The sequence below is a fragment of the Bacillus sp. AFS055030 genome (assembly GCF_002574545.1).
Lineage (GTDB): Bacteria > Bacillota > Bacilli > Bacillales > Bacillaceae_G > Gottfriedia.
The window spans coordinates 1-13,804 of record NZ_NUGT01000088.1; the positions used below are offsets into that span (position 1 = coordinate 1).

The 13,804-nt window shown below is 33.6% G+C and carries 15 protein-coding genes; 7 read left to right on the forward strand and 8 right to left on the reverse strand.

What is annotated here, in order from left to right:
• Positions 1-67: 67 nt before the first annotated feature.
• Positions 68-511 carry a carboxymuconolactone decarboxylase family protein gene (locus tag CN925_RS20415; RefSeq protein ID WP_098848641.1) on the reverse strand — a complete coding sequence of 148 codons (444 nt, stop codon included), beginning with the start codon at positions 509-511 and terminating at the stop codon, positions 68-70.
• A gap of 238 nt (positions 512-749) precedes the next feature.
• On the opposite strand from CN925_RS20415, the gene CN925_RS20420 reads away from it, so the two are divergent.
• The 4 genes from CN925_RS20420 (at position 750) to CN925_RS20435 (ending at position 3,994) form a co-directional block, all read left to right on the forward strand.
• Positions 750-1,238, forward strand: coding sequence for an RrF2 family transcriptional regulator (locus CN925_RS20420; protein ID WP_098848642.1), 489 nt, complete (start codon positions 750-752; stop codon positions 1,236-1,238).
• Positions 1,239-1,425: 187 nt separating this feature from the next.
• Positions 1,426-2,418: an ABC transporter substrate-binding protein gene (locus tag CN925_RS20425; RefSeq protein ID WP_483295220.1), complete on the forward strand. Its 993-nt coding sequence runs from the start codon at positions 1,426-1,428 to the stop codon at positions 2,416-2,418.
• 12 nt (positions 2,419-2,430) lie between these two features.
• Positions 2,431-3,195, forward strand: a complete 765-nt coding sequence (locus CN925_RS20430; protein WP_098848644.1) for an ABC transporter ATP-binding protein — start codon at positions 2,431-2,433, stop codon at positions 3,193-3,195.
• On the forward strand, positions 3,188-3,994 hold the full coding sequence (locus CN925_RS20435; protein WP_098848645.1) for an ABC transporter permease: 807 nt from the start codon (positions 3,188-3,190) through the stop codon (positions 3,992-3,994). Before CN925_RS20430 ends, CN925_RS20435 begins: the two co-directional genes overlap by 8 nt.
• Positions 3,995-4,126: 132 nt before the next feature.
• Here CN925_RS20435 and ytkD read toward each other — a convergent pair whose 3' ends face one another.
• Positions 4,127-4,606: an RNA deprotection pyrophosphohydrolase gene (gene ytkD, locus CN925_RS20440; RefSeq protein ID WP_098848646.1), complete on the reverse strand. Its 480-nt coding sequence runs from the start codon at positions 4,604-4,606 to the stop codon at positions 4,127-4,129.
• A 166-nt stretch (positions 4,607-4,772) separates the two neighbouring features.
• Here ytkD and ytzI point away from each other — a divergent pair, with 166 nt between their 5' ends.
• Together ytzI and yidD are read left to right on the forward strand one after the other, a co-directional pair.
• Positions 4,773-4,919 (forward strand): YtzI protein, encoded by a 147-nt coding sequence (gene ytzI, locus CN925_RS20445; RefSeq protein WP_098848647.1) that lies wholly within the window; start codon positions 4,773-4,775, stop codon positions 4,917-4,919.
• A 24-nt stretch (positions 4,920-4,943) separates the two neighbouring features.
• Positions 4,944-5,186 (forward strand): membrane protein insertion efficiency factor YidD, encoded by a 243-nt coding sequence (gene yidD, locus CN925_RS20450; protein ID WP_098848648.1) that lies wholly within the window; start codon positions 4,944-4,946, stop codon positions 5,184-5,186.
• A gap of 43 nt (positions 5,187-5,229) precedes the next feature.
• Here yidD and menC read toward each other — a convergent pair whose 3' ends face one another.
• The 6 genes from menC to CN925_RS20480 all read right to left on the reverse strand — a co-directional run bounded on the left by menC (position 5,230) and on the right by CN925_RS20480 (position 12,697).
• On the reverse strand, positions 5,230-6,339 hold the full coding sequence (menC, locus tag CN925_RS20455) for an o-succinylbenzoate synthase (RefSeq protein ID WP_098848649.1): 1,110 nt from the start codon (positions 6,337-6,339) through the stop codon (positions 5,230-5,232).
• A gap of 11 nt (positions 6,340-6,350) precedes the next feature.
• The gene (locus CN925_RS20460) at positions 6,351-7,793 is read right to left on the reverse strand and encodes an o-succinylbenzoate--CoA ligase (RefSeq protein ID WP_098848650.1); all 1,443 of its coding nucleotides are present in this window, start codon (positions 7,791-7,793) and stop codon (positions 6,351-6,353) included.
• Between the two features lie 104 nt (positions 7,794-7,897).
• Entirely contained in the window at positions 7,898-8,716 is an 819-nt protein-coding gene (menB, locus tag CN925_RS20465; RefSeq protein ID WP_056473277.1) for a 1,4-dihydroxy-2-naphthoyl-CoA synthase, read from the reverse strand.
• Positions 8,713-9,543 carry a 2-succinyl-6-hydroxy-2,4-cyclohexadiene-1-carboxylate synthase gene (menH, locus tag CN925_RS20470; RefSeq protein WP_098848651.1) on the reverse strand — a complete coding sequence of 277 codons (831 nt, stop codon included), beginning with the start codon at positions 9,541-9,543 and terminating at the stop codon, positions 8,713-8,715. Before menH ends, menB begins: the two co-directional genes overlap by 4 nt.
• A gap of 18 nt (positions 9,544-9,561) precedes the next feature.
• Positions 9,562-11,301 carry a 2-succinyl-5-enolpyruvyl-6-hydroxy-3-cyclohexene-1-carboxylic-acid synthase gene (gene menD, locus CN925_RS20475; protein ID WP_098848652.1) on the reverse strand — a complete coding sequence of 580 codons (1,740 nt, stop codon included), beginning with the start codon at positions 11,299-11,301 and terminating at the stop codon, positions 9,562-9,564.
• Positions 11,291-12,697 carry an isochorismate synthase gene (locus tag CN925_RS20480; protein ID WP_098848653.1) on the reverse strand — a complete coding sequence of 469 codons (1,407 nt, stop codon included), beginning with the start codon at positions 12,695-12,697 and terminating at the stop codon, positions 11,291-11,293. Before CN925_RS20480 ends, menD begins: the two co-directional genes overlap by 11 nt.
• A 146-nt stretch (positions 12,698-12,843) precedes the next feature.
• Here CN925_RS20480 and CN925_RS20485 point away from each other — a divergent pair, with 146 nt between their 5' ends.
• A complete protein-coding gene (locus CN925_RS20485) occupies positions 12,844-13,776 on the forward strand; it encodes a 1,4-dihydroxy-2-naphthoate polyprenyltransferase (RefSeq protein WP_483295219.1) in 933 nt (310 codons plus the stop codon).
• The last annotated feature ends 28 nt before the right edge of the window (positions 13,777-13,804 follow it).

The window sequence follows — 13,804 nt, forward strand, 5'->3', positions numbered from 1 at the left end:
TTACAAAGGGTACATTTTATAATCGGCTCATTCTTTTATTAATACCACTACGAATTTGATTAGGTTCTTATTTTTCAGCTGGTCTATTCCCCATAGAAATAGAGATACGATTCCAACTATTAATTTGATTGATGATGAATACAAGATTTACATATTCTTCCTCAGTAAAGTGTTTTCTTACACGATTATATAATTCATCAGATATGCCTTTATTCGAAATTTCTGTAATATGCTCCGTTAATTCTAAAGCTGCTTTTTCTGCATCTGTGTAAAAATCACAATCTCTCCATGCACTAATACAGTATAAACGTTGTTCCGTTTCGCCTATTTCTCTTGCTTCAGATGTATGCATGTCAAGGCAAAATGCACAACCGTTTATTTGTGAAGTGCGTATTTTAATCAATTCACGAATTTTATCGTCTATACCCGCTGATTTAATATACTTTTCCATTTCCATCATTATTTTTAATGCTTCTGGTGCCAGTTTATAATAATTAATTTGTTTTTCCATTTTAATTCCCCCTAAAAAAGTTAATTCTAAAAATAATTGAATTTAGTGTCGTTCTTGGAAATCTATAAATTAGCGACAATATTAATCGCCGATTTATATTATCTATAATATGTCATTTATTTCATTATGTCAAACCTCTTTTACCCTTGAATTGCTTCTAAAAGTAATTGTTTGACAAAGAAATAAAACATTTCTAAGATTAATTAAAAATAATCTTATTTACGAAGAAGGTGTTTTAATGCAGTATAGCGTTGGAGTTGAGTATGCACTTCACTGCCTTGTTTATTTAATTGACACTCCTGAAGATTCTCCAATTGGAATAAAGGATTTATCCTTCTTTCAAGGTGTTTCAGATACATATCTATCAAAGATTTTTAGTAAGTTGTCTAAAGCTGGTATTGTAAGTTCAGTTCCAGGAGTTAAGGGGGGCTTTAAACTTGCCAAATCTCCAGAAGAAATTTCTTTTTGGGATGTAATTGAAGCAATTGAAGGTTCTAAGCCAATATTTCAATGTAAAAATATTAAAGATAACGGTTACCTTTTTAGAGAAAAAGGATGTACTCCAAGTGCCTCCTGTACAATCAATTTAGTGATGCTCTCTGCCGAAGAAAAAATGCATGATTATTTACGTAATAAAACACTTTCATGGTTAAACAAAGAATTAGAAAATGTTTTACCAAATGAAATTCGTGAAGATACTCGAAATTTTTTTTCAAAGAGTAAATAAAAACCTCTCTCATTTCCTAAAAAAGGAAGTAAGAGAGGTTTTTCTTTCTTCAACCAGCTTATCTTGTACACCCTAGATAAATCATACGTAACGAGAGATTTTAACACAGTCAGTACTCCGCATTCACCCATTTATTCCTATTGCATAGGCTAATTGTATATTATCGATTAGGAGGGATTAAATGAAAATCAAATGGCTCGTTATTTTGTTTTTATTAGTTGCTTCTATTTTAGGTGGATGTTCGAAAGATAAACCGAAAGATGGAAACACGAAAGTAAGAGTTGCTGAAGTTACACATTCATTGTTTTATGCACCTCAATATGTCGCCATTAGTGAAGGAATCTTCAAAAAGCATGGATTGGATGTCGAAATAACAACTACTGCTGGTGGAGATAAAACGATGACGGCTGTACTGTCAAACGGTGCAGATATTGGATTAGTTGGACCTGAAACAACTATATATGTATACGCTCAAGGTGCAAATGACCCAGTAAAAAGCTTTGCCCAATTGACTCAAACTGATGGAACATTTCTAGTAGCTAGAAATCAAACTGTACCATTTAATTGGGACCAACTAAGAGGCAAAACATTTTTAGGTCAAAGAAAAGGTGGAATGCCACAAATGGTTGGCGAATATGTCCTAAGTCAACATGGGATCGATCCACATAAAGATTTGAACCTTATCCAGAATATTGATTTCGCAAATATCGCGAATGCATATGCTTCAGGTACTGGGGAATATGTTCAATTGTTTGAACCTACAGCAAGTATTATGGAAAAAGAAGGAAGAGGTAAAATCGTTGCCTCATTCGGTTTGGAATCCGGTAAAGTTCCTTACACCGCTTTTATCGCAAAAGAAAGTTATTTGAAAAAGAATGCGAAAACGGCTCAAAAATTTACAGATGCAATTTATGAAGCCCAACAATGGGTTGATACTCATTCTGCAGAAGAGATTGCAAAAAGTGTTGCACCATTCTTTAAAGATACGCCTTTAGACATTTCAATAAAAGTTATTGAACGTTATAAGTCTCAAAATTCTTATTCAACAAATCCAATATTAGAAGAAGATGAGTGGAATAATCTTCAAAAGATTATGAAGAACTCCGGTGTATTACCTAAAGAAGTTCCACACTCAGTTTTAGTTGATACAAAATTCGCTGAAAAATCTACGGAGAAGTAGTAGGTTAACAAAATGAGTTATTTAACAGTTAACGATCTATCTCATGTATTTTTATCGAAGGAAAAAGCAATTAAAATATTGGATGGCTTAACGTTTGAAGTCGAAAAAGGTGAATTTGTATCCGTATTAGGTCCAAGTGGCTGTGGAAAAAGCACACTTTTATCAATCATTTCTTCACTGCTTACACCATATGACGGTACAGTAAAGTTTAAAGGTAAATCTTATAATATAAAATCCGGGGAAATTGGTTACATGCTGCAGCATGACTATTTATTCCCTTGGAAAACGATTAAAGAAAATATCTTTCTAGGTCTTCAGATTCTAGATAAAGACTCAAAAGAAAATAAAAATCGAACGCTAGAGTTGTTAAATGAAGTTGGGCTAAAGGATTATGAAAATGCATATCCAAGAGAACTATCCGGTGGGATGAGACAACGCGTTGCATTAGTGAGAACACTTTCTACAAGCCCTTCAATTGTATTATTGGATGAACCATTTTCAGCTCTAGATTATCAAAATAAAGTAAAGCTTGAAGAGTTAGTTTTCAATCTATTTAAGAAGTTAAATACTACTGCTATCTTAGTAACTCACGATATTGAAGAAGCAGTAGCCATGTGTGATCGGGTTATTACGTTAACAAAAGCTCCTACAAAAATATCAAAAATTTTCAATTTACCAGAAGAATTACGTATCCGCTCCCCTTTTGAAACACGACACCAACCACTCTTTTCTTCTTATGTTTCTGCAATTTGGAAGGAGTTGGAGAAACATGGATAAAGTAAATGAAGAACTAAAATCCTATCACGCCAGTGTTGTCAAAAAAAATCGCCGTAAAAAGCTACTCATCTTTTTCTTTCAACTATTAATTATAATGATCTTTTTTATAGCTTGGGAGCTTTTAAGTCATCGAAAAATAATCGACCCATTATTGTTTAGTTCACCTACTAAAATTTACGATTTACTTAGCACAAAATTAGGAGATGGCTCGATTTATCATGATGCTTTGACTACAATCACTGAAACACTCGTTGGATTCATTTTAGGAACTATTCTCGGGGTCATTCTGGCAATCTTTCTTTGGTGGTATCCATTCGCCTCAAAAGTACTAGATCCATTCTTAGTCGTCTTTAATGCCATGCCAAAAGTCGCACTTGGTCCAATCATCATCGTAATTTTTGGCCCCTCATATTCGTCCATCATCGCAATGGGGATCATTATAAGCTTTGTCATTACAGCGTTGGTTATTTATCAAGCCTTCTTACAAGTAGATGAAAACTACGTAAAAGTCATTAAAAGTTTTGGAGCTACAAAAACTCAAATCTTTAAAAATGTTATCTTTCCTGCTAGTGTACCTACCGTCATTTCAACATTAAAAGTAAATGTCGGCTTAGCTTGGGTAGGAGTGATAGTCGGAGAGTTCTTAGTTTCAAAAAACGGACTTGGCTATTTAATCGTTTATGGCTTCCAAGTATTTAATTTCACACTCGTACTAATGAGTGTAGGAATCATAAGTGTATGTGCTGGTTTGATGTATATTATTGTTGAATTTATTGAGAGAAAAACGATAAATAAATAATTTGGCGTAATACGTATTAAAGCTCACCTAAAATAGTGAGCTTTTTTTATGCCGCGAGATTTCCCCCTTATGAGGAACCTTTTTCCTTTTTCGGGATGTTTTTCTTCCTCATAAACACTAAAAAAGCTCATCTTATAAAAGTGAGCTTTTTTTAGTATTCAAGTAACTTAAACTTTGTGAAAATACTTCGTCACGCATGATAAAACTAAATCGGCGATCTTTTTTAATGTTTGGTGGAAACTCGTCTATTAATACAGGTCCGTTTGTTTCAAAATAGTGCTTTTGTGTTAAAAGTTCGCCTATTTCGGCAAAATAAATATTTTTTATAATAATTTTATCCTTACCTGTAACACGATATTGCCCTAAATAATTAATTTTAGATACATTTCCACCTGTTTCTTCTAATACTTCACGTTTAGCTGCTTCTTCAGGTGATTCGCCTTCTTCTACTTTTCCGCCTGGGAATTCGTATCCTCTTCTTTGATGGTCTGTTAGTAACCATTGGTCATTGTATTTACAAATAACCCAAACATGTTTTGGATCGGATGAAAATGGATGTTTCTCAAATGATAATTCAACTGTATTATGGTAAAAATCTTTAAATATGTACATTTTAACCTTCCTACATTCATACTTGTTTTTCCATTGTACTATTTCTATTAAAATGTTTCATCATTATTGAAATAATATTCCTAAAACTTTATGAAAACATTTGATTCTTTCATATTGGACAGTATACTATATCATAGTAGTATAACTTTTTTTAGGAGGATATAGTATGACTGGAGTATTTGTTGTTAGTGGAATAATTATCGTTGTTGTATTCGGTGCTTTCGTTCTTTCTGTAAATAAAGGCTACGGTGTACAACATAAAGTCGATAAGCTAGAAGATATAAAAATGAAAAATAACCATGATGAGAAATAATTTAAGCAGACGAAAGGTTTGTTTATGAATAAAATTTTAATTGGAATCATTCGATTTTATCAAAAATGGATTTCACCTGCAACGCCACCAACGTGTAGATTCTATCCTACTTGCTCTAGTTATGGATTAGAGGCAATACAAACCCACGGTGCGCTTAAAGGAACTTATTTAACAACCAAAAGAATACTTAAGTGTCACCCACTACATCCAGGTGGTTATGATCCTGTACCTGATAAAATAAAAAAAGATACGGTCAAAGAAACTTGAAAAGAATGACAAGTTTAATTTGATCGTATTTTTTTTACCCTTTCTACTGAGAAGTATATTTATAAATATTTTTAGAAATGCTTCGGATTCTGTCTTCATCCACTTCTACCCCTAAACCAGAGTCAACTGGTACTTTAACTTTTCCATTTTCTAAAGCTACCTCTGGAAAAATGAGATCATGTTCCCAATGTCTAGATGAAGCCGAAATATCTCCAGGTATTGTAAAACCGGGAAGAGATGCTAATGCAACGTTTTGAATTCTAGAAATCCCTGTTTCAATCATGCCTCCGACCCAAATTGGAATATTCTTTTCGACACAATAATCATGAATTTCAATTGATTTAGTTAACCCTCCGACTCTCCCAGGTTTTACTGTAATGATTTCGCAAGCGTTCAATTCATACGCAATTTGAACATCCTCTATCGAACAAATACTTTCATCTAAACAGACTGGAGTAGAAATTTCCTTTTGAAGAATTGCATGCTCGATGAATTGGCGCTCCCCAAAGGGCTGTTCAATCATTAACAGATTAAATTCATCTAATTTTTTTAGTTTCGGAATGTCTTCAATTGAATAATCTGAATTGGCATCAATCATTAGAGGGATTGTTGGATAGCTATTTCTTATAGTTGATACAATTTCATAATCATTTTCTTTTGAAACTTTAACTTTAAATCGTTCATATCCTTCAGTTATATATGCACCTATTTGTTTCAACATTTTTATTGGTTCATCTATACTAATTACAACTCCAACTGGTATTTCTGCCTTATTACCCCCTAAAGCTTCTGCTAAAGTGATTGAATTTAGTTTACAATACAAATCCCAATATGCGCCTTCAAGCCCAGATTTGGCCATTTGATTGCCTTTAAATTGATCTAATTGAATAGCAACTTCACTAGGATGATTAAACCGCTTATTTAATAAGATTGGAATAAAAAAATCCTGTAAAGTATGAAGAGCTGTTTGAATCGTTTCCTCGGTATACCACGGCTCCGAAAAAGCAACCACTTCTCCATATCCACATATTCTATTAGCATCTAAAATTTTAACAATAATACTTTCACGTTTTTCATATGTACCATAACTTGTTTTAAAAGGTATTTTTAGAGGCTGTTCAATTAAAAATAATTCAACTTGTTTAATTAACATGTTTATTCCCCTTATAGAAGCTTAAGTAGTTCTCTTCTAACTAGCTTGTTTGTTGCATTTCTTGGTAGGTTGTCTACATAAACTATTTTCTTTGGAATTTTATACCCTGCGATTTTATCTCGACAAAACTCGATTAGTTCTTCTTGTGACGGAGGATTAGAAGATTTACTTACAACAAATCCGACAGGTACTTTTCCCCATTTTGGGTCTTCTTTGCCTGTTACACCAGCTTCAATGATATCTGGGTGCGATAATAATACTGATTCAATCTCAGCTGGATATATATTCTCACCACCGGAAATAATTAAGTCACTTCGGCGGTCAACTACAAATAAAAATCCGTCCTCATCTACATAACCTAAATCACCAGTATATAGATACTCTGACGAATCAGTTAACTTGCTAAGTTTATAATACCCTTTACTCACGTTCGGCCCTTTTACTACAATTTCTCCTACTTCTTTTGGTAAACAAGTTCTATGATTATCTCTGATCTCAAGGGTACACCCAAATAAGGCTTTACCTGCAGAACCAATTTTAGAAAGCATATATTCAGGAGAAAGCGTTGCAATTTGTGAACAAGTTTCAGTCATACCGTACGTTTGATATACAGGGACTTTTAATGCGCTTGCTTTTTGTAAAAGAGGTATAGGAGCAGGTCCTCCACCAAGTAATGCTGCTCTTATGCTGTTTAAATCATCTGTACCTTCAACAATTGTTAGGAGGTCATTTAATACTTTTGTTACAACTGATAGAATTGTTACATTATGCTTTTTGACGCTGTCTCTAATGGTAGGTGCATCAGCCTTATTCGTTAATACAATTTTCATACCATAAATCGCACTCTTATAAACAGTGGATAAACCACCCACATGGAACATTGGTAAACAAACAAGCCACACATCTTTATGATCTAATCCTAAATTTAATACTGAAGCAATTGCACTGCTCCAATGATTAGAATAAGTTTGTAAAACTGCTTTTGGGAATCCCGTTGTACCCGATGTGTACATCATAGTTGCGATTTTATCTCCATCAAAATTAGACTTGATTGGAAATTCTTTTGATTCACTGTTCTCTATTTCATTTATATTTAACAGTTTTATATTTTCAGGTATCTTCAGCGTATTTGATTTTGCGACAATTAAAAATTCAGAATCACTATTTTCTAATTGATAGACTATTTCGTCATTACTTAATCTTATATTCAGTAAAATTGATGTTGCTCCAATAAAATGAAGTGCATAAACAACTTCTATAAATTCAACGGAATTATTCATTAAAACTGAAACGTGAGAACCATCTTTTATACCAACATGATGAAATTTATATGCAAGATTTATAACTCGATCATGTAATTCCTTAAACGTAATTTCCTCCTCATCCGTTGCAATGGCTATTCGATTAGGAGTTAATCTGACTCTCTCAAGCAAAAAATTCGGAATTTGATTCATCAAAAACACTTCCTGACTGTTATCAAAGTTTATTTAGGAATACTCTCCTGATTGATGAGTGGTGCAAAAAAAGCTTGATGATTTCTCATCAAGCTTTTATCAAATCAAGGAAAACGTGGGAATTTATCGAAATCAGGTGTACGTTTTTCTTTAAATGCATCGCGACCTTCTTTTGCTTCTTCAGTTGTGTAGTAAAGAAGTGTTGCATCTCCAGCTAGCTGTTGAAGTCCAGCTAATCCGTCTGTATCTGCATTCATTGCTGCTTTTAAGAAGCGAAGTGCAGTTGGGGATTTTTCAAGCATTTCTTCAGCCCATTTAACTGTTTCAGCTTCTAATTCTTCTAAAGGTACTACTTTATTAACTAAGCCCATATCTAATGCTTCTTGTGCATTATATTGACGGCATAAGTACCAAATTTCACGAGCTTTTTTGTGCCCTACAATACGAGCTAAATAGCCTGAGCCATAACCAGCATCAAAGCTACCAACCTTAGGACCAGTTTGTCCAAATTTAGCGTTTTCAGCAGCGATTGTTAAGTCACATACTACGTTTAATACATTACCTCCACCAATTGCATAACCAGCTACCATTGCAATGACAGGCTTCGGAATAACACGAATTAAGCGTTGTAAATCTAGTACGTTTAGACGAGGAATGCGGTCTTGACCAACATAACCACCGTGTCCGCGAACGCTTTGGTCTCCACCAGAACAGAATGCTTTTCCGCCTTCACCTGTTAAGATAATAACACCAATTTTTTCGTCATCTCTTGCATATGCAAATGCATCAATCATTTCTGATACTGTTAATGGTGTAAATGCGTTATGTACGTGTGGACGATTAATTGAAATTTTTGCAATTCCATTATATGTAGAATATAGAATTTCTTCATACTTTCTTTCTTGTACCCATTCAATAGTCATGAAATTTCCTCCTTTTCTCTTTTCAATAAAAACCCAATTACTATTGTAGCAAATTTTTCCGAATGTTCCACATGAATTGCATGGCCAGCTTGTGGAATTTTACTAATTTCACTATTTTCTAGCTTCTCGTTCATTTTCCCCATTATTAAGCAAAACTTTTCATCATATTCGCCACAAACTAATAAAGTAGGTTTTTTAAATTGTTTCAAGTCACTCCATAAAGATGGTTGAATGCCCGTTCCCATCCCTTTTAGACTATTACTTAAGCCAATTGGAGACTGATTTAATCTTCCTTGTTTTATCTTTTGTTGTTGTTCTGATGGCAAATTCTTTTGAGTTGAAAATAAGGGAATGTTTTCCCAATAATTAACAAATGCTTCAATTCCTTCATTTAGGATCATTGAAGATAAATGATTGTCTTGTTTAATCCGGGCTAATCTTTCATTTTCCGTTTGAAGACCAGCAGTGCAGCTTTCTAATATAAGCGATCTAATTTTTGTTGGATAGGCTAAAGCGAAATAGAGGGCTAGTCTACCTCCCATCGAATAGCCTAATAGATGTACAGAATCAATTTGCTTTTGTTCTAAAAAATCATGTAGATCTTTAGCAGCAAACTCCATTCTATACCGCTCTTCACTAATTGGACTATCTGTCAATCCATGTCCTAATAAATCAATAGCGATGACATGATAATTCCGTTCTACTAGTTTACTTATTAAACTTCCCCAAGTCGTTTTAGAACCTGTGAAACCATGCAATAATAATATTGTTTGTCCTTGGCCAGATTCAGTGTATGAATATGTGACCTCATTTATTTTAATTTCCATGATCAAGAACACCTAATTTCATTTCTCGTATTCTGCTTTGACAAGGCTCCAAACTTTTTGATGAAGATCATAATTTTCTTTACGATTTGTCTGAATTTCAATTACATGTAATCCATTATTCTTTTTAGCTAATTCATCTTCAAGTTCAAACCAATTATGAATTTTTGTATGAACCCCTCCAAAAAGTGCTGTAGCATGCTCGAATTCCAATCCTAAAGGAGTTCCGAATAAGTCTTCGAAATGTTTTTCTTCTTTTGATTGAGGTAAAAACGAGAAGATTCCACCCCCGTCATTATTAACAAGGATCACTCTTAAAGCTAAATGATGTAGTTTAGAAAGAACTAGACTGTTTAAATCATGATAGAAAGATAAATCTCCAATTAATAAAGTGACACTTTCTCCAGCAGCTGCCATCCCTAATGCGGTTGCAATTGTCCCATCAATTCCATTTACCCCTCGATTACAAGCAATTTTAAACTTTTTAGATTGATTATGTAAAAATGTATCCACATCACGAATTGGCATACTGTTTGAAACAAACAACGTACTTTCTTCAAGTAAATTTTTTGCTAAAACTTGAACAATTTTCCCTTCAAAAAGTTCATCAAACTGTTCTGCTTGTTGTAGTCCATTTTTTGTTTTTTCATTAATTGTTTTCCATTTATTTAACCAATCTATTTCTTGACTACTTGTTTTCTGATAAGACTCCAAAATTGCATTACAAAACTGGATATCATCACAAGAAACCATTTGAGTTGCTTTTAACGTTGGGTCCCTCCATAGGTCTCCTTCATCAATTACAATTAGCTCGCAATCTTTTTGCTTTTGTATATATTGGCTAAAGGTTTTAGATACAGGCATTGCTCCGAATCGTATGATAACTTCAGAATCAAGCGAATCAACAACATCATCAAAACGTAGAAATGTATCATATGTATCAATCACATTCGATTCTTCATTACCACCAATCGTTCTTCCATTAGAAAGAGGATCACATAGAACCGGATAGTCTAATAATTTCCCTAAAGTTTTAATCTTCTTTAAGGCTTCTTCTTCAACATACGGACCACAAACTAATAAGCCTTTTCTTTTTGATTGAAAAAGCTTGGTGAACTCACTACTTGTTTCATTTGATATTGTCGCTAGCGTTTCAGTAAGAATTGTGTGAGCAGAATTTTTACGTTTTCCTGCTGAAAATAAATCCTCAATTGAAAAGTTTGGAACCAATGGTTCTCGAAGTGGCACATTCATATGTACGGGCCCGATTGGAGCGGTCATACAAGAACGGAACAGTCGATTAACGCTTGCACGTGCATATTGGTACATTGCAGTAGAAGCCTCTGGTAAGGCTAGCTCAATGAATTTTTTTACAAATGAACCATATAAACCAATTTGATTCATAGCTTGTGGTGCACCAATATCTCTAAGCTCATGTGGTCGATCGGCTGTCAGTACAATCAATGGAACTCTAGATTCTTTTGCTTCAGATATAGCTGGCAAATAATTAGCAGCAGCTGTTCCAGAAGTACAGATTAATACTGTAGGCTGTTTCGTACTTTTAGCGATACCTAAAGCAAAAAATGCTGCCCCTCTTTCATCTACAGCAATATATGACTTTAATTTCGGATGCTCATTTACTAACATCGCTATTGGTGTAGACCGTGATCCAGGACTTATTACAACGTTTTTAATATTTAATGCACTTATTTCATCTACAAGAGCGCCAATATACTTTGTTAGTGCTTCATTATCTTTCATTTCGTAACCCTCCTAATGCATTTAGCATTGGCAGAAACTTTACACCAGTTTCAAAAAATTCTTCCTCTGGTTTTGAATCTTGTACAACACCACAACCAGCATATAATTTTGCTTTATCTCCTTTAATTAAGGCACTACGAATCCCTACAGCAAAATCACCATTCCCATTTAAATCAATCCATCCAATCGGTGCACCATACCAACCTCGGTCCACAGGTTCAAGTTCACGTATTAATTTACATGCTTCTTCCTTAGGAAATCCTCCAAGTGCAGGGGTTGGATGTAGTGCTTGAATTAATTCAATTAAAGAAACATGATGATATAACTTTCCTTCAACTGGCGTGAATAAATGTAATAAGCTTTTTGTCGCCATTATTCTTGGTGTTGAAGGTATTAATAATTCATTACAATATTGTTGAAGAGTTTCTTTTATATAATTTACAACAAAAGCATGTTCACCAATATTTTTTTTACTATTTAATAACCAATTTGCAGCTTCTTTGTTTTCTTCCTTTGTTCTTCCTTTAGCGGCAGAACCAGCAAGACACATTGAAGAAACTGTATTATTTTTCTTAGAAATTAATCTCTCAGGTGTAGCGCTAATAAATACAGTATCTTTTAATTGATAAGAAATAACATAGTTAACATTTCTTGTTGCTTCTAGTTCATAAATTACTTTTGTTGAATTTATTTCTTTAGAAAATGTTGCATTTAAAGTTCGATTTAAAACAACTTTTTCTAATTCATCCTTTTTCATTTGACGAATTGCTTTTTTTACACTTTGAATCCATTCATTTGGTTCAAATTCATCTTTGTTAATACATTCTGATTGTGTAAAGCTAGGTTGCTTCATTCCAAACTTTTCTAAAAAGTCGTCATATTCTTTATATTGAAGCAATAAATCCTCTACTGAAGTTTGTTCATTAATTTCATAATTAGTTGTGATGAATGTCCCTTCGTTTGTAACCGTCACCATTAATTTAGGTACATAGAAATGAGAAGTACCAAAATTCTTCCAATCTTGATCATTTTTATAGTTATCAAAAAAAGAGAAACCCCCAAGAGCTATCGGTCCTGTACCAAAGCAATTTTCTTGCTCGATATACACTTGCTCTCCAAAGCGTTTCCATTCTTTTTCTATTGCAGAATACTGTTCTTCTGTACTATGATGAAAAGGAACTAAAGTACCAATTCCTGTGAGAATTAATGAGTTTTCTTGGTTTGACCAATAAAAGCGTTCAGTAAAACCCAGTTCATGATAAAAATGGTAAACACTTAGGGGATGGATATTCATTATTTTTTCCACTTTACAAATGAAGCGTTTTGAACAAGCTTTTGCCTTTTGAAGAGAGTCCTCAAAGAAGGCAATCGATTCCATTTGACCTGTTCTAAGCATAATAGTTCCCCCTAGCTTAAATATACGTTAAATACATGATATAACTAAAGATACAACGATGAATGTAGACTGTCAATTTTATGAAGTTCGTCCATACTTTTTTAAAGTAAAATGACCTACATTTTCAAATAATATTAAAAAGGAGGATGTTAAAAATGCAACCAACTATTCAATCTCCAACTTCCTCAACAGGTTTTAGAACATGGTGGAATTTATTAAGACCACATACATTAACCGCAGCGTTCATTCCTGTTGCGATTGGAACAATGTTAGCGCACATAGATCACTCATTTCATTTACTTTTATTTCTATCAATGCTGATCGCAAGTTTATTAATCCAAGCCGCTGCAAATATGATTAATGAATATTATGATTATAAAAGAGGGCTTGATCATGAAGGTTCAGTCGGTATCGGTGGAGCAATCGTAAGAGATGGTATTAAACCTTCAACTGTTATAAATCTTGCTTTTACTTTTTTTGGTATCGCACTTTTATTAGGTATTTATATTTGTATTCAAAGTAGCTGGTGGATCGCAGTTATTGGACTTATTTGTATGGCAGCAGCTTATTTTTATACTGGGGGACCACTTCCAATTGCATACACTCCATTCGGTGAGTTAGTAGCAGGCTTTTTTATGGGAGTTGTCATTATTGGAATTACTTACTATATTCAAGCTGGAAATTTACCAACAAATGTGATCTTACTTTCTATTCCTACTTCAATTACAATTGGAGCAATTTTAACAGCAAATAATATTCGTGACCTAGATAATGACAAAGAAAATGGACGAAAAACACTTGTTATCTTATTAGGTAAAAAGAATTCAATTATCTTTATTGGTTCATTATTTGCAGTTGCATATGCTTTAGTTATTGTATTTGTTATCACGAATTTAATTACACCTTTTGCGCTTATTTCCTTAATAAGTGTTCCTGTTGCTATTAAAGCAACAAAAGGATTTATAGGTAAAACCCAACCAATTGAAATGATGCCAGCCATGGCAGCAACAGCAAAAACAAATACTATAATGGGATTCCTTCTTGTTATAGGCTTAATAATTGGAAATATTTTTTCCTAATTAAGAAAGAACAATTCCTCAAAAAACT